The 21,807-nt window shown below is 57.5% G+C and carries 17 protein-coding genes and 1 pseudogene; 13 read left to right on the top strand and 5 right to left on the bottom strand.

Going from position 1 to position 21,807, the window contains the following annotated elements:
• Positions 1–627: 627 nt before the first annotated feature.
• The 6 genes and pseudogenes from RBB62_RS12565 to RBB62_RS12540 all read left to right on the top strand — a co-directional run bounded on the left by RBB62_RS12565 (position 628) and on the right by RBB62_RS12540 (position 8,682).
• Complete coding sequence (locus RBB62_RS12565) at positions 628–3,330, top strand: hypothetical protein (RefSeq protein ID WP_309399242.1); 2,703 nt, start codon at positions 628–630, stop codon at positions 3,328–3,330.
• 507 nt (positions 3,331–3,837) lie between these two features.
• Positions 3,838–4,087 (top strand): annotated as a pseudogene (locus tag RBB62_RS20220) (glycoside hydrolase family 125 protein); the annotation flags it as partial.
• A gap of 78 nt (positions 4,088–4,165) precedes the next feature.
• Positions 4,166–5,476: a phosphopyruvate hydratase gene (eno, locus tag RBB62_RS12555; protein WP_309399240.1), complete on the top strand. Its 1,311-nt coding sequence runs from the start codon at positions 4,166–4,168 to the stop codon at positions 5,474–5,476.
• 173 nt (positions 5,477–5,649) lie between these two features.
• Entirely contained in the window at positions 5,650–7,428 is a 1,779-nt protein-coding gene (locus RBB62_RS12550) for a leucine-rich repeat domain-containing protein (RefSeq protein ID WP_309399239.1), read from the top strand.
• A gap of 129 nt (positions 7,429–7,557) precedes the next feature.
• The gene (locus tag RBB62_RS12545) at positions 7,558–8,031 is read left to right on the top strand and encodes a superoxide dismutase [Ni] (protein ID WP_309399238.1); all 474 of its coding nucleotides are present in this window, start codon (positions 7,558–7,560) and stop codon (positions 8,029–8,031) included.
• A 144-nt stretch (positions 8,032–8,175) separates the two neighbouring features.
• Positions 8,176–8,682, top strand: a complete 507-nt coding sequence (locus RBB62_RS12540) for an arsenate reductase/protein-tyrosine-phosphatase family protein (protein ID WP_309399237.1) — start codon at positions 8,176–8,178, stop codon at positions 8,680–8,682.
• 67 nt (positions 8,683–8,749) lie between these two features.
• Here RBB62_RS12540 and RBB62_RS12535 read toward each other — a convergent pair whose 3' ends face one another.
• Entirely contained in the window at positions 8,750–9,058 is a 309-nt protein-coding gene (locus RBB62_RS12535) for an STAS domain-containing protein (RefSeq protein ID WP_309399236.1), read from the bottom strand.
• An 88-nt stretch (positions 9,059–9,146) separates the two neighbouring features.
• Here RBB62_RS12535 and RBB62_RS12530 point away from each other — a divergent pair, with 88 nt between their 5' ends.
• The 3 genes from RBB62_RS12530 to RBB62_RS12520 are packed head-to-tail and all read left to right on the top strand — an operon-like array spanning position 9,147 to position 11,576.
• On the top strand, positions 9,147–10,829 hold the full coding sequence (locus RBB62_RS12530; RefSeq protein WP_309399235.1) for a SpoIIE family protein phosphatase: 1,683 nt from the start codon (positions 9,147–9,149) through the stop codon (positions 10,827–10,829).
• Entirely contained in the window at positions 10,826–11,197 is a 372-nt protein-coding gene (locus tag RBB62_RS12525; RefSeq protein WP_309399234.1) for a response regulator, read from the top strand. Before RBB62_RS12530 ends, RBB62_RS12525 begins: the two co-directional genes overlap by 4 nt.
• The gene (locus tag RBB62_RS12520) at positions 11,190–11,576 is read left to right on the top strand and encodes a hypothetical protein (protein WP_309399233.1); all 387 of its coding nucleotides are present in this window, start codon (positions 11,190–11,192) and stop codon (positions 11,574–11,576) included. The genes RBB62_RS12525 and RBB62_RS12520 overlap by 8 nt, the downstream gene beginning before the upstream one ends.
• On the opposite strand, the gene RBB62_RS12515 is transcribed toward RBB62_RS12520, so the two are convergent.
• Positions 11,573–14,395, bottom strand: coding sequence for a YfbK domain-containing protein (locus RBB62_RS12515; protein ID WP_309399232.1), 2,823 nt, complete (start codon positions 14,393–14,395; stop codon positions 11,573–11,575). The two genes, RBB62_RS12520 and RBB62_RS12515, sit on opposite strands and share 4 nt — an antisense overlap.
• A gap of 28 nt (positions 14,396–14,423) precedes the next feature.
• Positions 14,424–14,963 (bottom strand): RNA polymerase sigma factor, encoded by a 540-nt coding sequence (locus tag RBB62_RS12510; RefSeq protein ID WP_309399231.1) that lies wholly within the window; start codon positions 14,961–14,963, stop codon positions 14,424–14,426.
• A gap of 212 nt (positions 14,964–15,175) precedes the next feature.
• Here RBB62_RS12510 and mtaB point away from each other — a divergent pair, with 212 nt between their 5' ends.
• Together mtaB and rsmA are read left to right on the top strand one after the other, a co-directional pair.
• The gene (gene mtaB, locus RBB62_RS12505; RefSeq protein WP_309399230.1) at positions 15,176–16,537 is read left to right on the top strand and encodes a tRNA (N(6)-L-threonylcarbamoyladenosine(37)-C(2))-methylthiotransferase MtaB; all 1,362 of its coding nucleotides are present in this window, start codon (positions 15,176–15,178) and stop codon (positions 16,535–16,537) included.
• A 55-nt stretch (positions 16,538–16,592) separates the two neighbouring features.
• The gene (rsmA, locus tag RBB62_RS12500; protein WP_309399229.1) at positions 16,593–17,417 is read left to right on the top strand and encodes a 16S rRNA (adenine(1518)-N(6)/adenine(1519)-N(6))-dimethyltransferase RsmA; all 825 of its coding nucleotides are present in this window, start codon (positions 16,593–16,595) and stop codon (positions 17,415–17,417) included.
• A 139-nt stretch (positions 17,418–17,556) separates the two neighbouring features.
• Here the strand turns inward: rsmA and RBB62_RS20215 are convergent, their stop codons facing one another.
• Positions 17,557–17,892 carry a transposase gene (locus RBB62_RS20215; RefSeq protein WP_343219090.1) on the bottom strand — a complete coding sequence of 112 codons (336 nt, stop codon included), beginning with the start codon at positions 17,890–17,892 and terminating at the stop codon, positions 17,557–17,559.
• Between RBB62_RS20215 and RBB62_RS12495 the strand changes: the two genes are divergently transcribed.
• Positions 17,850–17,981 carry a hypothetical protein gene (locus tag RBB62_RS12495; protein ID WP_309399228.1) on the top strand — a complete coding sequence of 44 codons (132 nt, stop codon included), beginning with the start codon at positions 17,850–17,852 and terminating at the stop codon, positions 17,979–17,981. The genes RBB62_RS20215 and RBB62_RS12495 overlap by 43 nt on opposite strands.
• Before the next feature lie 954 nt (positions 17,982–18,935).
• Here the strand turns inward: RBB62_RS12495 and RBB62_RS12490 are convergent.
• Positions 18,936–19,925, bottom strand: a complete 990-nt coding sequence (locus tag RBB62_RS12490; protein WP_309399227.1) for a malate dehydrogenase — start codon at positions 19,923–19,925, stop codon at positions 18,936–18,938.
• Between the two features lie 285 nt (positions 19,926–20,210).
• Here RBB62_RS12490 and RBB62_RS12485 point away from each other — a divergent pair, with 285 nt between their 5' ends.
• A complete protein-coding gene (locus RBB62_RS12485; protein ID WP_309399226.1) occupies positions 20,211–21,746 on the top strand; it encodes a coiled-coil domain-containing protein in 1,536 nt (511 codons plus the stop codon).
• Positions 21,747–21,807 lie beyond the last annotated feature (61 nt).

Below are 21,807 nucleotides of genomic sequence, written 5' to 3'. Positions count from 1 at the left end.
CGATGGTCTTGTTGTTAAGCCCCTCATGCATCCGCATCAGTGCACGAGCACGACGCGATTCGCCCTGAGGTAGATTAGGAGACGAAGAAGGGTTTGAAGATACCCAAGCTCATCGGTGTTTAGCTCAATCTTTGCTACATTACGTCCACGTGTTTCCATCCAAAAGAGCATGAATGGGCTCTCCGCAAAAAGTACAGATTATTTTGAGATAAACTTCGCTGACACCACACTAGCCCGCAAATTGCATAAAAAAGTCGTCGGCAGGTTCAAGTAGCTTGTTTACAGCTATTTGTGTGAAAAAATGAACTCAACCGACGACGACAGAATGTAATCAAGCCGAGCTAGTTTTCTCAAGGGCAAAAGGCCTGAAAATGACGGCTGATTTTGGTGGGGATGAGATTGGAAGCAGGGCAAGGCGGCATTGATTGAGCGGGCTGGAAGCCTGCCGCGCTCAAGCCGCCTTGCTGAACACAAAAAATCACTGCGGCCTGATCGGCCAACTTAGATGAAATGTGCTCTAATCACTGCACCCACCCACCACTTTAAAAGCCTTTTTCCAGTTGACGCGCCACAGAACAATCCTTTAATCGGCACCTATCCCGTTAGAACCGTAAAGATTCCCCCATTATGTTGAATACACTCCCCCTCCCCCAGGGATTGCGTGGCTGTGAGCTGCTGCACCCCTCACGGATGATTATCTCCTCGCTGGCCGTTGCCAGCTGTCTCTCTGCTGCCAACCTGACCGTAATCAGTCATGATCAGGACAACAACGTCAACGTCAATGGCTCCAGCCAATGGGTGGGCGACCAAGAAGTCCGTATCGGCAAACGCAAAAACGACGGCTACAACTACGCCTTCGTGATGCCCTTTGCCCTGCCAGACCTGCAAGGTGACGTCGTCAACAGCGCTACGCTCAACCTGAACTTCACCGGCGGCTCGTGGAACCCCTCCACCCTGCCCGATCTTGACCTTTATGGCAGTACGCTGTTATCGAGTAGCGCCACAGTCTCCAACGCCGATTTCTACGTCGATGGCAGTAACCCAACCAACCCTTACGCGTTGCTGCTGCAAGACCAGTTCGTCGACACCGATATCCTCGTCAACGGAGGCTTCGGCGTCGTGACCAGCGCCGATATTGGCAGCCATTTGCAAGACCTGTATAACGCCGGCGCACAGCCGGGCGAATACTGCTTCCTGATGGTTACGATGGATTCGATCCCCAGCGGAGACTACAAATACCTGAAGGTCAACAGCGCCAACAGCAGCGTGAAGCCTGAGCTCAACCTTGTCACCGGTCCAGCCACGCCGCCTCCCCCCACGATCACCAACATGGCCATTACGGCTAGCAGCAGCGACACCGTGATCAATGAGCTCGGTGGGCACGGCTACACGGGCCAAAACCCGGAACGTCTCGGCCGCGGCAATAGCAACGGCACGAGCTACTGCATGGTGCTCCCCGTGAAGCTCCCCGATTTGATGGGCGGCGAAGTGACCGGCGCGACGCTGTCGGTTAACGTCACCGGCGGTTCTTACGGAGCCCCCAGCGGCCTGGGCAACATCGACCTCTACGGCCATGCGGACACCGACACCTTTGGCACGGTCGGCGACCCGAAGTTTTACGTCGACGGCGAAAATCCGACCAACCCCGACGCCACGCTTCTGCAAGCTGACTTCGCCAGTGAGGCCGACCTGACCGCCAACGGCTGGGGCGTCCGCACCAGTGTGGACATCAGCAGCTGGGTGCAGGATTTCTACGACAATAACACGCCCGCCGGTAGCTACGCCTACCTGATCCTCACGCTCGATAAAGTCCCCGGCAGCGACTTTAAATACATTAACGTCGAATCCGCCAACGGGAGCATCAAACCAGTGCTCGATCTCGAAATCACCGGGGCAAATGAGATTGGCAAGCCTTGGGGCACGACCGATCGCATTCAGCAATACGGCGTCACCTGGACCTTCGATCAGGAGTATGAATACGGCACCTATGTAACCGGCGATTTCTGGGTCAAGGGACCGGTCACCATCATCGGCATCGACAACCATCTGAACGATCCCAGCTACACGCCGCGGCTCAACCAAAACGGCTCGATGATCAACCCGCTCGCCAGTCACAGCTCAAGCGTTCAGGGCTACGACGACGGCAAGGGCTACGACCAGTCACTCAACGTCGCGCTGCCCAACGGCAGCCCCGTCTCCCCGAGCAACACCTTGACCGTGCCGGTGGACAGCTCGCTCGTGTCGGCGGTCAGCTGGCTCTACAATTCCGCCTCCGACCGCGAGCCCGGCTGCCCGACTTATCAAGACAGCGGCCCTCGCCCAATGCTCCGCTCCGCCGCGATCTTGACCGTGGTCGACGCCGCGCCGACGGACTACAGCTTCCGCCCGCCCTACGCCGGCTCGGACAAAAGCCTCGACTACCAATTTGGCGATCTCGACCTGACAAAGCTCTCCAACCTCACACCGCCGAGCACCGGTCTGCCATCCATCCCCAGCCTGGAGGCCGCGATGTCCCGCCCGTGGATCGACCACCGCAGCAGCTACTACGGCCGCTATTACCACCCATCACTCAACATGCCGGACTACGGCCGCGACATGGCGCACGTCGTCAACAACACCGCCCTGATGACCAACCTCGATTTTACGCAGCTGACTGGTAGCCCGAGCAAGGACAAGCTGATCATCAACCTCGTCCAATACGGCATCGACTGCACCGGCGTTGCCGACAATGGCCCAGGCTGGCAAGCCGACGGTGGCCACATGCTCGGCCGCAAGATGCCGATCATCTACGCCGGCCTCCTCCTCAACGACGCGCACATGCTCGACGTCGGCAATTGGGGCAAGCACGATGGCAACTCCGGCAGCACGGGTGTCCAGTTCCAGGAATACCAGACGCACTTCTACGTGTCGCAGGCCGAGATCGATATCACCCAGAGCGGCCTGAAATCAGAAGGCGGCCAATGGGACCCCGACAGTCGCGACATCGCCGAAGGAGACATTATCCCCTACGACAGTAACTATCTTGGTACGCCCGAGTGGGGCATCCGCCACAGCTACTGGCCCACCCGTGACAATGCCGACTTGCCAATCTACTACCGCGCGATCAACGGCTCGGTCAATGTCGGCACCGCGCTCTCCATGCAGATCATGGGCGCGAAAAACATCTGGAACAACGATGTGTTCTTCGACTACGCGGACCGCTACTGGATCTGGACCAACGGAGGCGGCACATCTGCCAATCAACCCACCGACCTGAGCAAAGCGCTCTGGCCCCTCTACCGCGACGACTATCCACCCGTCTGGAACGGCGACCCCGACCCGAGCGACTAGGCACTTAATCCTTCCTGAAAAAGTTTATGTTGTCTGTGTGTTGATTAGAGTGTTTCAGATAAGGTACACAGCTATACGGAAAGTTGCACTGTAGATGGCGTAGAGCCGACAGCATAGAGGTCAGCCGATTGGATGATTGCCCCCGCCGCCGCAGTAGCTGCTGTGACAGGGGCAAAGAAGCTCGGCGAGGTTCGCACTAGCGAAAACATGAAGTTGCGGGGTCTGGTACTTGCTCAAGTCGGCAAGCATTGATAGATCAAAAGCAGTAACTCACGTCAATCTCGGCATCGATGTTCACTCTGACAGCTACGTAGTGGTTCATCAAGTTGATGGCAGCACGCCGCAGACTTCGCAGCGGTTCTATTCGCGTGAGCGTTTTCTTCGCCATGTCAGCAAGCAGCAGAGTGAGGCCGTGCAGGTCTATACTTCCAACGAGTCTGTCGTCGACTTCCAGGAAATCGACGGCCGTCCCGACACGCTCATTATAACGGATGACACCTCCGCCACGAGACCGAGATCCGCGCCTGCCTGCGAACGCTCACGAACACGCACGCGGGTATCAGTTTCATGCACGAATCCTTCCACCGCAACGACCCCGGCGCAGTTTTCGCGCCCTTGGTTTGCCTGGGCGAACACGCTTTTCGGCGAATTAATTCTCCAAATACAGGGAAAATGCCCAAATTTGCTCCAGGAAACTTTTGCTGATAAAATCAGGGGTTCCAGCCGGTTTTCAATTAGCCAGGCTTATGCGGCCTAAGCGAATCGGCAACGTTTATCGTTTCATTGGGAAATGCCATTGACTCTGTGTGCAGGCGCCCTATCAGCAATGCTTACCATGACTACCATCGTAGATATCCACGCACGTGAAATTATTGACTCGCGCGGCAACCCGACTGTTGAAGTCGATGTCGAGCTCGACAGCGGCGTTATCGGTCGTGCTGCCGTTCCCAGCGGTGCCTCCACCGGTGAGCACGAAGCGCTTGAAATGCGCGACGGCAGCCTCCCCGCGAAGGACTTCCCCAAGGGCTTCGACCGCAAGGGTCGTTACCTCGGCAAGGGCGTTCTGAAGGCCGTTAGCAACGTCAACACCGACATCGCTGAAACGCTGATTGGTATGGACGCCTGCGACCAGGTCGGCATCGACAGCGCCATGCTCAAGCTCGACGGCACCGCTAACAAGAAGAAGCTCGGCGCCAACGCTGTGCTCGGTGTTTCCCTCGCGACCGCCAAGGCTGCTGCTGAAGCCCTCGGCCTGCCGCTCTATAAGTACATCGGCGGCCCGAATGCGAAGGTTCTCCCCGTTCCCATGATGAACATCATGAACGGCGGCGCTCACTCCGATGCTCCGATCGACTTCCAGGAATTCATGATCATGCCAATCGGCGCTCCGACTTTCCGCGAAGCTCTCCGCTACGGCGCTGAAACATTCCACAGCCTCAAGAAGGTGCTCAAGAGCATGGGCATGAACACCGCCGTCGGTGACGAAGGTGGCTTTGCTCCAAACATCGAGTCCACCGAGGCCGCCATGGACGCCATTGCAACCGCCATCGAAAAGGCCGGTTACAAGCTCGGCAAGGACATCGTCTTCGCCCTCGACGTCGCTTCCTCCGAATTCTACGACAAGAAGAAGAAGAAGTATGTCTTCAAGAAGTCTTCCGGCGACATCCTCTCCGGTGATGACATGGTCGCCTTCTACCAGGACCTCTGCAAGAAGTACCCGATCCGCTCCATCGAAGACGGCTGCGACGAAAACGACTGGGATACCTGGAAGAAGCTCACCGACGCAATCGGCGACACCACTCAGCTCGTCGGCGACGACCTTTTCGTCACCAACACCAAGTTCCTCAAGAAGGGCATCGACCTCGGCGTCGCCAACTCGATCCTCGTTAAGGTTAACCAAATCGGTTCGCTTACCGAGACCCTCGACGCCGTCGAAATGGCCAAGGAAGCCAGCTACACCAGCGTCCTCTCTCACCGCTCCGGTGAAACCGAAGACTGCACGATCGCTGACATCGCCGTTGCCACCAACTGCGGTCAGATCAAGACTGGCTCCCTCAGCCGCTCCGACCGTATTGCCAAGTACAACCAGCTCCTCCGCATCGAAGAAGAGCTCGGCGACCTGGCCATCTACGGCGGCAAGCTCTAAGGCAGCTAACCTCCGGTTGGATCGGAGATACGGCTACGCCGCGTTTCCAACCAAGCGAGTTCAAACAAGTTTTCAAACCGGCGTCCAATTGGGCGCCGGTTTTTTTGTTGCGACTCTCCCGCGACCCAGCAGGCTGTAATCGATAAACGTTAAAGCAATCACAAGATCAGATAGTGCTTCTAATTCACCGCATCATTTTCTTAGTCAGTCTATACATACTCAGTGTGGTGTGGGCGTCTGCCGCTCAATCCGGCTCCTTCCTCTATTTTGATTACGGAGATACCGCTGCCATCTACGATGTGGATGGCGTCCTCGAAGGCGACTTGGTCATCCCCGACACCCTCGACGGCAAAACGGTCACGCGACTAGATATTGCTTCATTTGCAGATCAGAACATCACGAGCGTCACCATCCCATCGAGCGTTACGCACATTGGGCTAGTTGCATTCAACAACTGTGCACTACTTGAGACCGTAACCCTGTCCGAGGGTTTAGAGGAAATCGGCGAATGGGCATTTGCAAACTGTAGCCAACTCGACTCGATCAATCTGCCAGCATCGCTAACGCTGATTGATGAATATGCCTTCCATTCATGCAGCAGCTTGACCAGCCTCGCTCTACCCGATGCCACGCTTCAGATTGAATACGGAGCCTTCATTTTCAGTGGCTTAACGTCCATCCACATCCCCGCCTCAGTCAACCAACTAGCGGGCGGCGTTTTTTCCAACTGCCATTCACTAACGAGCATTACCGTTGCGGAAGAGAGCACCTATTTCACGGCAATCGACAACGTGCTATACGACAAGCAAGTCACCCGGCTCATCAATTACCCGATCGCCGATCCCGCCACCAGTTTCGACGTTCCGCCCACCGTGACCACCATAGCCTCATGGTCGTTTGTCGATTGCTCGCAGCTCCAAACAATCAACCTGCCTGAAGGTCTGCTCGACATCGAGCATGATGCCTTTGCCATGAGTAATGCAGGGATCAGCAGCATCACACTCCCATCAACCTTGCTAACCATCGGCGAGTATGCCTTCAACGGCACCCTGATTACCTCCGTCTACATTCCCAGTTCGGTCACGGAGCTTTACCGCAATTCCTTTGGTAACATATCCTACACCGTCAGCCCGAGCAACGCCACCTATGCCAGCCAAGATTTTGTGCTCTACAACAAGAGCATGACCGAGCTCATCGCATACCCAAGCGCATCGACCGCGACAACGTTCGCGCTGCCCGACACCGTCGAGGTGATCCTAGACAGTGCAATGTCCGGAGCGAGTAACCTGACCTCCATTGAATTAGCCGAATCGCTGAGAATCATCGAATCGAGCGCTTTCAGTGGTTGCACAGGCATCCAACAACTCATCCTGCCTAGCAGCCTTGAAGAGCTGGAATCGCAAATATTCTCATTCACTGCCGGCATGGAAGATCTGGAGATTTACTTTCTCGGAGCAGCGCCCACAACGCCGGCAGATTTTTACTTTTTTACTTACTCAGACTCTCTCGGTTACCCGGAACCCACCGTTTACTTTTTCTCCGATCAAGCTGGCTTCACCACACCAACCTGGTTCCGTTGCCCATCAATCGACATGGGCCCAAAAACCACAGGCAAGATGTGGCTGGTTGAACAAGAGCTCAGCTACGATACCGATATCGCCACGGCAACCTCCGCCCAAGGCGAGCCACTGATTATCCCATATGCGCTGGACTACAGCCCCACAGAAAGCGCGCAGCCCGAGCCGGTTCCTGCCGATGGCAACAAGCTCGAGCTCACCTACTTCGCCAACCGTGAAGGGGTCACCTACACGGTGCTTGCCAGTGAGAATCTAAGCTCCTGGAGCACGGACGGCGTAACGATTTCACCTCCGAACTCGGATGGCTACAGCACAGCATCTGTCGACCTGGGCGACCAACCGAAGTTCCTGCTTATCGACGTTCAGCTCGATTAATTCTGCGCACTCTCATACGCTTACCAAAGCATCCGCGTTCATCCGCGACTAAACAATACGCCGCTGCCCTTTGCCGGAAATTCACCTTCCGCTTTTGACAATGCCTCAGCTTTGGCAGACAGTCGCCTTATGAATTCAAACACCACGGCTAATCCCCTCGCCTATTTACTCACGATGTTGGCCGCGCTCTTGTTCTCGGCCAACACCGCTTCAGCGCACTGCCAGATTCCCTGTGGCATTTACGACGACGACCTGATGGTCAAGCAGATGCTCCTCGACGCGACCACCATCAAGAAATGCATGACCGAGATCGACGCCCTCGCTGGCAAGACCGATCCGCAGTCCGGCAACCAGTTTGTCCGCTGGGTCAACAACAAGGAAGACCACGCTGACAACGTCATTGAAATCATCAGCAACTACTTCCTCACCCAGCGCGTGAAGTCCTCGCAAGACGACTACAAGGAGCGCCTCGCCAAGCACCACGCCGTGATGGTCGCCGCAATGAAGGCCAAGCAAAACTCCGACGCCGCCAGCGCCGAAGCCTTGAATAAAGCAATCCTCGCCCTCCGCGCCTACTACCCCGAGCACGGTCACCATCACTAAGCCAAGCGCGTCACCTTTTCGCGACTGCCCATTGCCTCGTGGTGATGGGCAGTTTTTTTGTCTAAAATTTAGGCAGAAACGGACGTTTATAAATTTACCGAACTACAAGGAATACCCTATAACCTGACGTCAGCAAATACCCCGATGAAAAAGATACGCATTCTGTTTGTCTGCACCTACCATGGCGGACGAAGCAAAATCGCCGAGCTATTCGCCCACCACCATGCCTCGGATCAAGTCGAAGCGCAAAGCGCGTGCTTTGACCCGGGAACTCTGGGCGAGCTGCCACGCGGCATTATGGCGGAAGTCGGCATCGAGCTCCCCGCCGAAGGACCCGCATCTGTCTTCGACCTCTACAAAAGCGGTGCGCCATTCGACTATGTGGTCACACTCTGCAACCAAGCTACCACCGAGCAATGCCCTATCTTTATGACCAATGTCGACGTGCTATACGCCAAGGCCGCCCAAGTCATCCCTTGGTCCATCTCCGACTTCCAATCTCTTGAGGGCACCCCCGAGCTACGCAAAAAAGGGGCCCGCTTGATTCGCGACAAAATCCACTTTGAAGTCCTTGCGCTCATCAAAAATATCGGCGTCATGCGCAAGTCGGGCTGCACCACAGCTGCGACTAGCGTAGGAACAACCATCTAGGGACTCTCTTCCCTAGACCCCGAGCCAACTGAGCCAAAATAGTAAAGCCTACTCGGTTGTTGCCAAGTTAGTCGATGAGGGCAAATTCGCGCTGAAGGCGCAGAAGCTTGATGACGTTAGCCACATGACCAGTGACGCCACGCAGGCTGACGGAGCCACGGCCCAGGCGCTTTTGCACACCAATCAAGGCCCCCACCCCACTGCTGTCGATGAACTGCACCGTTGAAAGATCCAAAGTAATTTTCTCAAGTCCCGGACTCCAAAGCCCATCCATGTAATCACGAAAATCATCGCACACACTCGCGTCAAATCGGCTGGCGAGTACCTTAACCTCCAGTTGCGCCTTTTCTTCAATGAGATGGTCGAACAGTTTCATGGCGAATGAATTGACCTTAACCATCGCCGCCATCTCATAAAGAAAAATACGCTTTAAACTGAACGCTATTTTAATTTATCTTAACTTGATGAACGGCCCACTGTCTGGACATAGGTACTTGGCACCCGCGCGATTAAGTGAAATTAATACGCTGCGGGAACAGTTTACCCTGTTCCTCGCGGACATGGCGCTCCCGCCAGAAGCCATCACTGATTGGGCCTTGGTGCTAACCGAAATTTTTGCCAATGCCGTGATCCACGGCTGCAAGAGCGATCCTAATGAAATCATAACGGTCCAGTGGGATATCTGGCAGGAAGAAATTAGCCTCGTAGTAATAGACCCAGGCAACGGCCCGCCCGAAGAAATAATCCAAAACCCCAGCCTGCCCAGTGAGGCCTCCACTCATGGGCGCGGCCTGTTTCTCGTCGCCAATCTGGTAGACCAAACCATGCACTGGCGCAACAAGGACAGCTACCTGTGCCGTGTCACTAGACAACACCCCGGGCTCAACCAAGCGCACGCGCCGGAGACCCTCGTGGAAAAAGCCATGATGGAGCTCTCGACCTGCTTCGAATCCCTGGCGGCCTTTTACCGGTTGGGCGAAGCTCTCGTGCAGAGTGAAACCGTGGTCGACTTCCTGGAGCAAGCGCTGGTCGACCTACAGGGCGTGGCCCCGCATGACGAGGTGGCAATTTATTTGAGCGACGTGATCGAATCCACGTTGATGGCCGAGCTAGCTCTGAGCGGAGTTGCCGCCAGCCCGCCCCTCGACTCACCACATATTTTATCTGTTCTCGAAGATGGACAGGAGTTCAGTTGGGCCGAGCAGAGCATCATCGAAAGCGACCCGCAGCTCGCGGAAACGCACAGCGGCATCATCTGCCCAATCATTGCTGGCGGCAACGTATGCGGTGCCCTGCTGCTGGCCAATCATTTGGTAGAAATGGAGCTATACGCCCAAATCCGCAACACCGTGCGCACCTTTGCCGACTTAATCGGCATTGCGGTGATGAACGCCAGCAACGCCCAAGTCCGCGATCGCGAAAACCAAGCACTGCGAGAGTTGGAAATTGCCTCAGAAATGCAGGACTGCCTGTTGCCTCTCCCCCAACTGACCCAAGGCGAAGGCTGGAGTGCATTTGTGCGCCGACGCACCGCGCGTGAAGTATCGGGCGACCACGTGGAAATCTGCGAGACGCGCGGCGGAGATATAATTCTGTGCATGATCGACGTCATGGGCAAAGGGGTCCCGGCAGCATTTCTCGCCGCCATGTTCCGCACAGCCTTGCACATCAGTATTACTTTCCAGTATTCGCTGGTCGGCCTGATGATGGCGCTCAACCGCACGCTCTGCCGCGAGCTGGAAGACATGACGATGTTTGCAACTTGCGCGATTGCCCGCATTCCCAAAAACCTGCGCAAGATAGAAATTGTCAATGCCGGCCATTGCCCGGTCATCGGCTGCATCGAAGGTTCCGAAGCGTTTAGCGTCGAACCATCAGGACCGCCTTTGGGGCTCTATACCGATGCCGAATATGTCACCGAGCGTTTCTCCCTAGACGCCTCAGCGCGTGTGTTCATCGTCACCGATGGCCTCTTTGAATGGTCGCGCGACGGCGACATCTGGGGCTGGGAGAATTTCGTCAACTTCCTTATGCAACGCAAAAACCACCCCCCCGAAAGCATCTGGAAGGATCTGCGAGCCGAAATCGACCACGCACACGAACCCGCCAATGACGACCAAACCTTCCTCTGCTGGCAAAAGCTATGAGCACTATTCTAATTGCTGACGACGACCCCCTAATGATCCGCTTGCTGGAATTCAACCTCAAGCGCATCAAATGCAAACTCATTGTCTGCCGAGAAGGCCTCGGCGCTGAGCAGCTCTTGAAAACGGAGCGCCCAGACATGGCAATCATCGATGTCATGCTCCCTGGTAAGTCCGGCCTGGAGCTCATTCAGTTTGTGCGCTCAGAGCCCAAACTTGCCTCAATGCCACTCATCGTCGTAACCGGACACGGCGAGACCCAAGTCCACGAAGAGCTGCTTGCGGCAGGCGCAAACCGAGTATTTACCAAGCCTTTTGCCCCCAGCCTACTGCAATCAGCCGTCCAGGAACTCCTCGACCAGCATGCCTGATTTTGAAGAAACCGTAGATCCAGCCAGCGTAGCTGTGCTCGACTCAGTTTTTCTCCAACACTGGGAATTCTCGCTAGGTGAAGAAGCCATGCCTGTTTTTATCGAGGACTTGATCGCAGAATTTCATCGAACCTATGCAGACAAGCTGATTGAAATCCGTCTTTGCTGCACCTCCCAAGCAAGGACTCAGCTGATTCCGCTCGTCCACTACGTCAAGGGCAGCTTGGGAAACCTCGGCCTTGCCCGCGCCTCTGCTTACGCCGGCCAAGCCGAGCTTGAGCTGCGCACCGAGAAATTTAGCCGCTATCAGACTTTTGCCGAACAACTAGACAAGCACACCGCGCAAGGCCTACGCGAACTCAAGAAACGCTATCGCTAGTCACTTTCCGGCAAAGGACTTGATAATGCCTGCGCCTTGCGGGCGAGCTCGACAAACTCCGACCGATGCCCACCCTGATTCGCGCCAAGGGCGTCGCGGGCGCGTTCGATGACTGCGGGCCAGCTGGCCTCGCCAGCGTATTCCGACTTACGTAGCAGCAGACCAAACTCCGCCACCGCCGTGGCGAACTGGAAGTCCGCGCTCGGCGCCGTGTCCTCGGAGGGGCCATTGACCACGGTGGACATCAGCGTGGATGTATCGCCGTCCGGCTGCTTGTAGCGCAGCTTCACCGTGACCCATTCATCGGAGAACTCACTTTTCGATGCAGAGTTGCTTTGCGTTGCAGAGTTTCCTTCCGTTTGCTGATACTTCAGCGGGTCCACGGAATCCTGAGGCAAGGCGGCGCTGTCCGCGCCCACGGGGACGATTTCATAAAGCGCGGTGACGGTGTGCCCGGCGCCGATCTCGCCCGCGTCCTTCTGGTCGTCGTTGAAATCCTTGGCAGCGAGCATGCGGTTTTCGTAGCCGATCAGACGGTAGGCCGCGACGTTGGCCGGGTTGAACTCGACCTGGATTTTCACGTCCTTGGCAATGGTCAGCATCGTTCCCGAGAGGTCTTGGCCAAACACTTTACGCGCTTCGCGCATGTTGTCGATGTAGGCGTAGTTGCCGTTGCCCGAGTTGGACAGAGACTCCATCATGTCGTCCTTCAGGTTGCCCATGCCAAAGCCGCAAACCGAGAGGTAGACGCCGCTCTTGGCCTTGTCTTCGATGAGCCGCGTCAGCTGCCCGCGGTCACTCACGCCAACGTTGAAATCGCCGTCCGTGCAGAGGATCACGCGGTTGTTGCCGCCTTCGGTAAAGTGCTTTTGCGCGACTTGGTAAGCCAGCTCAATGCCCTGCCCGCCATTGGTCGATCCGCCGGATTTCAACTGCTCCAGCGCGTGCTGAATCGTCTCCTGATTGTCGGCAGTGGTGGACGGCAGTGCGAGGCCACTGCTCCCGGCATAGACCACGATGGCCACGCGGTCACGGCGATCCAGGCGGAGGCTCAGCTCGGTCAGCGCCTGCTTGACGAGGCCCAGCTTGTTGGCGCTGCTCATCGAGCCCGACACATCGACCAGGAAAACCAGGTTGCTGGCGGGGCGTTCGTTCCACGGCACTTCGTAGCCCTTCAGCCCAATGCGCACCAGGTAATGTTCCTGGGCCCACGGCACCGGCGCGACCTCGGTATTAACCGAGAACGGATGCTCGCCGGTTTCGGGAACCGAGTAGTCGTAGTCGAAGTAATTGATCAGCTCCTCGATGCGCACGACGTCCAGCGGCGGCAATTGCCCACCCCGCAACATGCGGCGCACATTCGCGTAGCTGGCGGTATCGACATCGATAGAAAAGGTCGACAACGGCTCCACCTGCGGCGTGACGAACTCGTTGTCCTTGATCAGATCATAGCCTTCGCGATTGAATGGCTCTTGAGGGAGTCGCTGCGATTCTCGCTTAACCCCAAAGAAATCGACAGAGGAATTACTGAAATCGACGCTGGAGTCTGGGCTATCAGACCAATAACGATCTACAGCAATGGAATTTAGACCATTAATGGCGACACGTTGCTTTTCATTGCTAACAGCTGCTACTCCAGCATACCCACTCACTCTCGAATCGACCACCGGCATATTCACATCCTGATCAGACAGATTAATTTGGCTAACGTTTGTCACCGCGATCCTTGCTTTCGGCCGATTTGCTGGCTTTAAGCTTTCCTGTATGAGCGCATCTCGGTCTTTAGCTCCAACGGACTCGGGCGCTGGCGGCGGCGCTGCGTATTCAGCCACCATAATGGTCTCTTCTCCCGCAGTCGCTTTCGAGACGATGCGGGCATCCGCACTGACCAACGCTACCTGCGCCATTTCAGTTTGAGATTTTCTCTTCAACTCCGCATAGGTCGCCTCTGCTTGCGCTAGCTGTGCTTTCTTGGCGTCATAGCCGTCCGGAGCAAACCCCAAGCGCTTAAATGACTTCCGATACTCATTAATCTCTTCGCGAATCTCTTCAACTTTCTGTCGCTGTTGCTCGGTGCTAGTGCGCAGGAGTTCGACGGTCCGCATGCTGATTTCGATGTTCCGCTTGACGTTGTAGTTGATGTATTCATCGGCGAGGTAGTTCGCGACTTTCGCGGCAAGTTGCTCATCGGGATGCTGGACGTTGATATCGAACTGATAGGCTTTGCGATCAGGCTCAACCGTCGTGATGCGCATGATTTCCGCCGTCGCGGACTCAACCCACGAGTCCATTTGCGGATGTCCCTTCAGCAATAGATCACGGTCAGCAGTCGAGAGCCGTTCCGCAGCGGCTTGCGCCAATGCATTGCTTTCGGCGATGCCAACTTTCACTTGGAAATCATTTCCACAAACCAGAACATTTTCTCCTTCAAATTCGGGGCGAAGCACCTGCACCGTGGCCGTCGCGGTAAATTTCTCCGGCTGCACCAACCACCAGCCCAGCGCACCCGCCAGACCCAAAAACAGGACCAACGACGCTGCAATGCGTGGTGACGAAAACACAAAGAGCTTAAAGCGGCTCGGCGGCTTGGCTGGCTGAGAAACGTTCGCCAGGACCGACTCTTCGTCGACCGTTTCCACTGTTTCGGGTTCGGCGGCGAAGGCGGTTGCTAAGAGAGCTGCGGTTTGCTGAATTTCCTCAACGGCTTCCTGAAATGCAGGATCGGCCTCGTGTTCGCGGATGAAGGCTTCCGCCTCGGCGTCCAGCGGTTCGCCGAGCGCGTGAGCGGTGATGCGGGGATCATTTGGGTCGAAATTCACGGTGATCAAAAAGTTGAAGTTGGTGGGATTAGCCGAGCAGGTCGGATTCGGTGCGGAGCCGCTGGCGCAGACTCGCCATCGCGGTGTGGACCAGGTAGCCGACGTTGGACACAGACAAGTCCAGCACGTCGGCGATTTCGCGGTAGCTGAGCTGGGCCTGGAATTTCAGGCGCAGCACTTCGCGTTGATTGGGCGACAGGTTGCCCATCTGTTCCCAGACGGCCGCCGCGCTGTCGCCGCGTTCGGCGGATTCCCGGGGCGTGTCGACGGGCGGCAGCTGGGGGTTCGTTTCGGGGAGTTCGGCGCCCGGCGTCATGCGGCCCTCCTTCCGAAACTGGTCAATGACGCGCGACCGGCAGACTTTAAACAGCCAGGGGCCGAGGCGTTCTTCGGGTTTAATCGGCTCATCGCGCTCGGCGAGCCGAAGAAAGGTGTCTTGCACGGCGTCCTGCGAGCGGTGGACGCAGCCACAGAGCGAATACGCGTAGCGGGACAGAGGCTTGGAATAGACTTGGATGGCCCGCGAGAGTTGCGGGCGTGAGGCGGCGGATAATGAGTCATCTCCCATCGGTGTTGAAGTGTGTCGTTCAGGCGGCCAGGGTGAAGCCGATTTAACAGGGATACGCGCCAGCCCAGGTTTTCTTAGGAATTATTTTAAGAAACTGAGAAAAAATAATTGGTGGACAATTTCCCTGCCGTAAATAGCCGCCCTCGCAACGGCCATTCTCGGCCCTTCTGCCTTGAAAAGTCAGCGTGAACGTTTTTGGTTACCCGATTCGCATGAGCCAAGCCCTCGCCAGTCAGCCAGCCAACGCAACCTCCGCCCCCACGCGGCGGCGCGCGGCGCTGCACACGCTCGGCTGCCGGCTCAACCAAAGCGAGACGATGATCCTGCGCGAAAAGCTCATTGCGCAGGGCTATGACATCGTGGACTTCGCAGACGAGGCCGACCTCGCGATCATCAATACCTGCACCGTCACACGGCTGGCCGACGCCAAGTGCCGGCAGGCGATCCGCGGCTTCGTCCGCCGCAACCCCGAGGCCTACACCGCCGTCGTCGGCTGCTATTCGCAGATGGGCGCCAAGGAAATCTCTGGCATCGAGGGCGTGGACCTCATCCTCGGCAATCACGATAAAATGAACGTGCTCGACTACATCGGAGCGGCGGAGAAAAACCCGGCGCCGGTCATCGTCCGCGAGCGCATCGACCGCGACGACTTCACGATGCACTTTGCCGGCGAGACGCCCTTCGAGTGGCGCGCGAATTTAAAGATTCAAGACGGCTGCGACTTCATGTGCAGCTTTTGCATCATCCCGTTTGCCCGCGGTCGCGCGCGCAGCCGGGAGTTTGACGACCTCATGGCCGAGGCCCGGCATCAGGTCGGCCGTGGCGTGAAAGAGCTGGTGCTGACGGGCGTCAACATCGGCACCTACGACCACACCAGCCGCAGCGTGTTGGAGGTCGTCGACGCGCTCAGCGCCCTGCCCGGCCTCGACCGCGTGCGCATCAGCAGCATCGAGCCGACCACGATTCCCGTGGAGCTCTTTGACCGCATGAACGCCGCCGACCACGCGCTGATGCCCTACCTGCACATCCCGCTGCAAAGCGGCTCGGACAAAGTCCTGCAGGAGATGCGCCGCCGCTACAACATTGCCGAGTGGGAAGCCTTTGTAAACGACGCCGCCGCGCGCGTGCCCGGTATTTGCATCGGGACGGATATCATGGTCGGCTTCCCGGGTGAGACCGAGCAGGACTTCGCCGAGAGCTGCCGGGTGCTCACCGAAAATCCCCTCGCCTACGGCCACGTGTTCACCTACTCCGAGCGCGGCAACACCCCCGCCGCCCGCCGCGACGACCACATCCCCGTCGAGGAGCGTCACCGCCGCAGCGCCCGCCTGCGCCGCCTTTCCACCGAGCGCCGCTACGCATTTTATGAGGCTAACCTCGGCCGCGAAACCGACGTCCTCTTCGAAGACCCACGCGATAACACCGCCAGCGGCCTCACGGATAATTACGTGCGCGTCGTCCTGAGCGGCGACGGTCTCCGCGGCAAAACTGCACTGGAGCTCCGCAACGAATTGGCCCGCGTCCGCCTGGAGCGCGTCACGGCAGACTTCGTTGAAGGCACGTTGATTGGGTAAAGCACCCGCGCGAAAAAGACTCGCCTGCCTGCGCTTGGGCCGCCTGAATGCCCACATGCCATTGTCCCCGAGTGAGACGCGTGCGGTGCTGGAGCGCCTTGGCCGCCGCCCCAACAAGCGACTCGGCCAGAACTTCCTGGTCGATGGCAACATCGTGCGCAAATCCCTGGAGCTGGCCGATGTCCAACCGGGCGACTGCATTGTGGAGGTCGGCCCGGGTCTGGGCACGCTATCCTCCGCTCTGCTCGAAGCCGGCGCCGAAGTCTGGGCCGTAGAGCTCGACCCCGAGCTGCACGCCAACCTCGCTGCCACGCTCGCGGTTGAGAATCCCGAGAAATTCCACCTGCTCCACGGCGATGCAGTGGACCACCCGCGCGCAAGCTTTGCATTGCAAAGTAAGTTTAAGATCGTGGCAAATTTGCCTTACGCGATCTCCACCCCGTGGATGGAAAAAATCCTCGCCGGCCCCCTCCCCGAGCGCCTCGTGCTGATGCTGCAAAAGGAAGCCGCCGACCGCTTTACCGCCGCGCCTGGCCAGAAGAATTACGGCGCGATATCCATCTTCATCGAGGCAGCCTACCAGCGCCGCCCGGGGCACCGCGTGTCGCGCCAATGCTTTTACCCGGCGCCCGATGTCGACTCGACTTTGCTCCACCTGGAGCGCCTGCCCGACGCGTTCTTTTTCAACGCCGCGCAGCGCGAAGTCATCCGCTCAATCTTTACCCAGCGCCGCAAGCAGATCGGGAGCCTCGTCAATAAGCACGAACGCGCCGAAGAGTTGCGCCCGTGGCTCGCGCAGTTGGTCGAAAACGGCATTCCCGAGACCACCCGCCCCGAGGCAATCCCGCTCTTTGGCTGGAAGCTGATGGTCTTCACGTGATAGCCTTGCAGGGCGACAATCCGCGATAAGGTCACACTCCCAGTGACCATTACCTTGCGTCGCTCCACGATGGGCGGACGCACTTTCAATGCCCACATGGTTTGGCAGCTTGCTGTGACTGGCTTTGTTCTTGTGGCGATTACGGCATTTTCCATTGATACGCAGGTGCTAGTAGAGGCGTCCGCCACGGGAACCTTCGGCCTTCGTAAGCGAATAGATGCTCGATGTATTGCTCTATGGCTGCTTTGAGTTCTTTGACTGCTTTGAATGAACCTCTTTGGATGCGCTGGTTGGTGATTAGTACGAAGAATCGTTCAACTTGGTTGAGCCAACTGGAGTGCGTTGGGGTAAAATGCAGATGCCAATGTGGTCGCTTTTTTAGCCACTGGTTGACCTCGGCGGTTCTGTGCGTGGCTAGTTGTCCAGGATGATATGGATATCGAATCCCTCGGGAACCTCGCGTTCGATCTGGCACAGGAAAGCGAGGAACTCACGGCTTCGGTGGCGCTCCTTGAGGCTGCTACTGCCCCGGCCTGTGGCCACATCAAGAGCCGCAAACAATGACGTCGTGCCCTGACGATAATAATCCTGAGTTTGGCGTTCTGGAGCTCCAAGCCTCAGCGCAGAATCGGCTGGCTGCGTTCGAGCGCCTGAATCTGGCTCTTTTCATCCACGCAAAACTCCAAAGCGTTGTCAGGAGGGCTCATATACAAGCCCACCACATCATGAACTTTTTCCTTCCCGACTGGGGCCGGGGGGGGGTAAAACCTGCTTTATTCGATATCAAAGAACACTGCCCTACCCGCCCGTTCGCCGGGATCGGGCGCAGGTGGGGCGAACGCGCCGTGATGTCGCGCGCTTCAACGCCAATACCCGGAGCGCAAGCTGGCATAATCGGGCGGAGAGTTGGGCGGCCTGAGCCGACTTATAATCTACGGGCGTCGCTGGCGCGTCAGTTCGCTAGGCTGACTAGGGCAGTGTGTAAAGCAAGGCTGCTGCGCACACTGCCCGGCCAACGAATGGGCCCGATAAACGATTCCAACTCCCCGCACGCGAACGAATGCGTTCCTGGCGGCATTGGCTGGACTAGAGATAGCAGCGCCCTACGGCGGGCGTCTGCTTTCTCGCAGAGGGTGTAATGAAGGGTTCATGCCCAACATTTTATCAAAACTCCCCGGCCCTGACAATGGCTCAGCTGGCTACACAGGCTCAGTGGGTTCAGTTGGCTCAGTGGGCCACTTTTTTTGCATTATGTCGAATTTCCGGCGCCACTGAAAGCCACTCACTATTAGTGAAAGCCATTGGCTAATATTCACTCGTAGTCACTCAAAGCAAAAGCGCACTCGTCGAACCGGATTTATCAGTCAGCGGATCGTTTTAATTGACGGAGGCATCCAGCGACACAAGCGACACCGACCGGAATCGAAGCACCTTAAAAAAGTCCCCAACACTTCGGCAGGCAAACGCAAAAAGCCCGGCCATACAGGCCGGGCTTTGTCGGAAAAGCTGTGAAACTGCTTAGCCCTGGAGGCCGGCGAGCGCCATTTCGCGTTCGTCGAGGAGCTCCTGGTTGGACTTGGCAATCTGCTCCTTGGCGTATTCGCAGAGCTCGATGCCCTTGACCACTTCCCACTTCTTGCCGTCGGTCTTGATCGGCAGCGAAGTGATGATGCCTTCCGGCACGCCGTATTCGCCATTGGAGAGCACGCACACGCTGGTGTAGGAGCCCGGAGCAGTCGGAGTCGTCAGGCTGACAACGGTGTCGACCACGCCATTGGCGGCGGAAGCAGCGGAAGAGGCGCCACGGGCAGCAATGATCTCAGCGCCACGCTTGCCAACCTTCGGCACAAACTCGTTCTTGAGCCACTCTTCGTCGGTGATGACTTCGGTAACGGGCTTGCCGCCGATCTTGGCGTTGTAGAAGTCCGGGAACATCGTCGGCGAGTGGTTGCCCCAAACGCAGAGGTTGGTCACGTCCTTAACCGGCACACCAGCCTTTTGAGCGAGCTGGGTCTTGGCGCGGTTTTCGTCCAGGCGGGTCATTGCGAACCAGCGGTCGGCCGGGATGTTCGGCGCGTGCTTTTGGGCGATGAGGCAGTTGGTGTTGCAAGGGTTGCCGACCACCAAAATGCGCACGTCGTCCGCTGCATTGTCGTTGATGGCCTTACCCTGGCCAACGAAGATCTTGCCGTTGATACCGAGCAGGTCAGCGCGTTCCATGCCTTGCTTGCGCGGCACCGAGCCCACGAGCAGCGCCCAGTTGACGTCCTTGAAACCGACGTTCATATCCGAGGTCTGCACGATCTCGGTGAGCAGCGGGAAGGCGCAGTCATCCAGTTCCATGGCGACGCCACGCAGGGCGTTCATCCCGGGTTCAATCTCAATGAGGTTCAGCGCGACAGGCTGATCCGGCCCAAACATTTGGCCGGATGCGATGCGGAATAGCAGCGCATAGCCGATATTGCCGGCTGCGCCCGTAACTGCGACACGGATTGGTTTCTTGCTCATGCTTTTATTGCGATAAGGGTTATTTTTGTAGAGAACGTAAGCACTCATAGCCGAGATAGGGTTGAGAGGTTTTGGAAGAATATGACAGATATCATTCTCAGATGTCAACAGCCCAACTCAAGCGAATCCGCATTAATGTCGCTTATTGAGCGCGACGAAAAGCAGATTCGCTGATGTCGACTGAATATTAGTGAATTTTGCATACCCCAAAAGCTCTCTTAATCCCACAGCTCGTGATTCCGCGATTGCGTTGCCACAAGGCTCGCATACATCTTTAACAAGTTTATGAACCGCTCCCTCCTCCTCGTCATTTGCGATTTCTTGCTGCTGAGCTTGCTGGCGCTCGCACGGTTTGACGACCCCGACGAGCAGACCGCGCCCCAGGCCGAACAAGCGATCGAGCAAGACGCCATCGCCAACCAAGACCTGATTGACGTACTCAAGATGTCCCTCGACGCCGAACAGGAAAACCGCGACGAGCTTTCCACCGAGCTAGCCGAGACCCAGGAGCAGCTCGAAGCCCGCGCCAAAGCCCTGGCTGAACGCGAGGCCAAACTCGAGGAAACCCAGCAGACCGCCGAACAGCTAGCCGCGGAAAAAGCCCGCCTCGAAAAGCAACGCACCGAACTCGCCAAACAAAAGGCTGCCGCCGAGGCCGAAAGCGCGCGCATTGCTCAGGAAAAAGCCAAGGCCGAGGCCCAAACCGCCGAACTCGCCGAGCAAACCAAGCTTACTCAGGAAAAGCTCGCCGCCGCCGAGCAAGACCGCGTGGAGCTCGCCAAGACTTTGGCCGAGGTGAAAGAAACCGCCGCCACTTCGACTGAGCGGCTGCGCTCTCTGCAAAGTGAGCTGGAGCAAAAGGCCGCAATGGCCGAGCAGCTGGCCGCCGAACGCGAACGCCTGGCCAGTGAAGTCAAAACCGCCGAGTTGGAAAAGCAGACCCTCGCCACGCAGCTCGAAGTCACCAAGGCCGAGGCCACCGCGAAGGCCGAGCAGCTCGCCCTCGCCCAGCGCGACATCGAGATCACCCGCATCGAAAAAGCCAACTTGCAAGAGACCACGCAAACGCTCGCTGAAGGCGTTGGCCAAATGGCCGAGGCCACCGACCAGATCCGCGAAGAGGTCAAGCGCGCGCAGCCGCTCTCGCTCAACACCATTTTCGACCGCTACCAGAAGAACCGAATCCGCATTCAGTTTGACGCCACGGAATCCGGCCTCTTCGGCGCCAGCAGCAAGAAATACGAGCTCGAAACGATCCTCATTCGCGACAGCGGCAACGTCTACGCGCTGATCCCCGTCAACAAGACGCCGTTTGCAACGAGCGGGCTGCAAGCCGTCACCGGCTACATCCGCTACGGGCAACGCGCCGGCCGTTTTGAAACACTCAACGCGCTGACCGCTGACCCGCGCATCCTGGCGCTCAAGCTCCCCGCGAGCTTCCCGGACAGTTGGGGCGTGCAGGCCTTCAATCTGGCCAAAGAGCCCCTCAAATTCCCGCAGGCGGTGCTCGTCAGCAATCAGGGCAAGTATGGCGAAGTCGGCTTTAAAATCGTCCCCGCGCACCCCGAGTATCTCGATATGGACACCTCGATTTTCAGCGAGCTCTTTGGCGAGTTCAACCCGCGCGCGGGCGACCTCGTTTTCTCGCAGACCGGTGACGTGATCGGCACGATGGTCAACCGCCAGTTTGCGGTCATCGCGCCCTCGGCGAGCACCGCAGCGAAGGTCTCGCTCGGTTCCAAGTTCTCAGAGGCGGACGTCAGCGCCTACCAAAAGCGCCTGCAGGCCAACGCCTCCACCCTGCCCTCGGATCTGCGCTAAGCCGCCCCTACATTCTTCAACTTACAGCCTTGAATTGGCGCGGTGCTAGCTTAGTCTTCGG

Origin of the sequence: Cerasicoccus maritimus (assembly GCA_031296935.1) — a bacterium.
Lineage (GTDB): Bacteria > Verrucomicrobiota > Verrucomicrobiia > Opitutales > Cerasicoccaceae > Cerasicoccus > Cerasicoccus maritimus.
The sequence above is the reverse complement of the archived record's forward strand: the minus strand, read 5'-3'. Positions and strand labels throughout refer to the sequence as shown.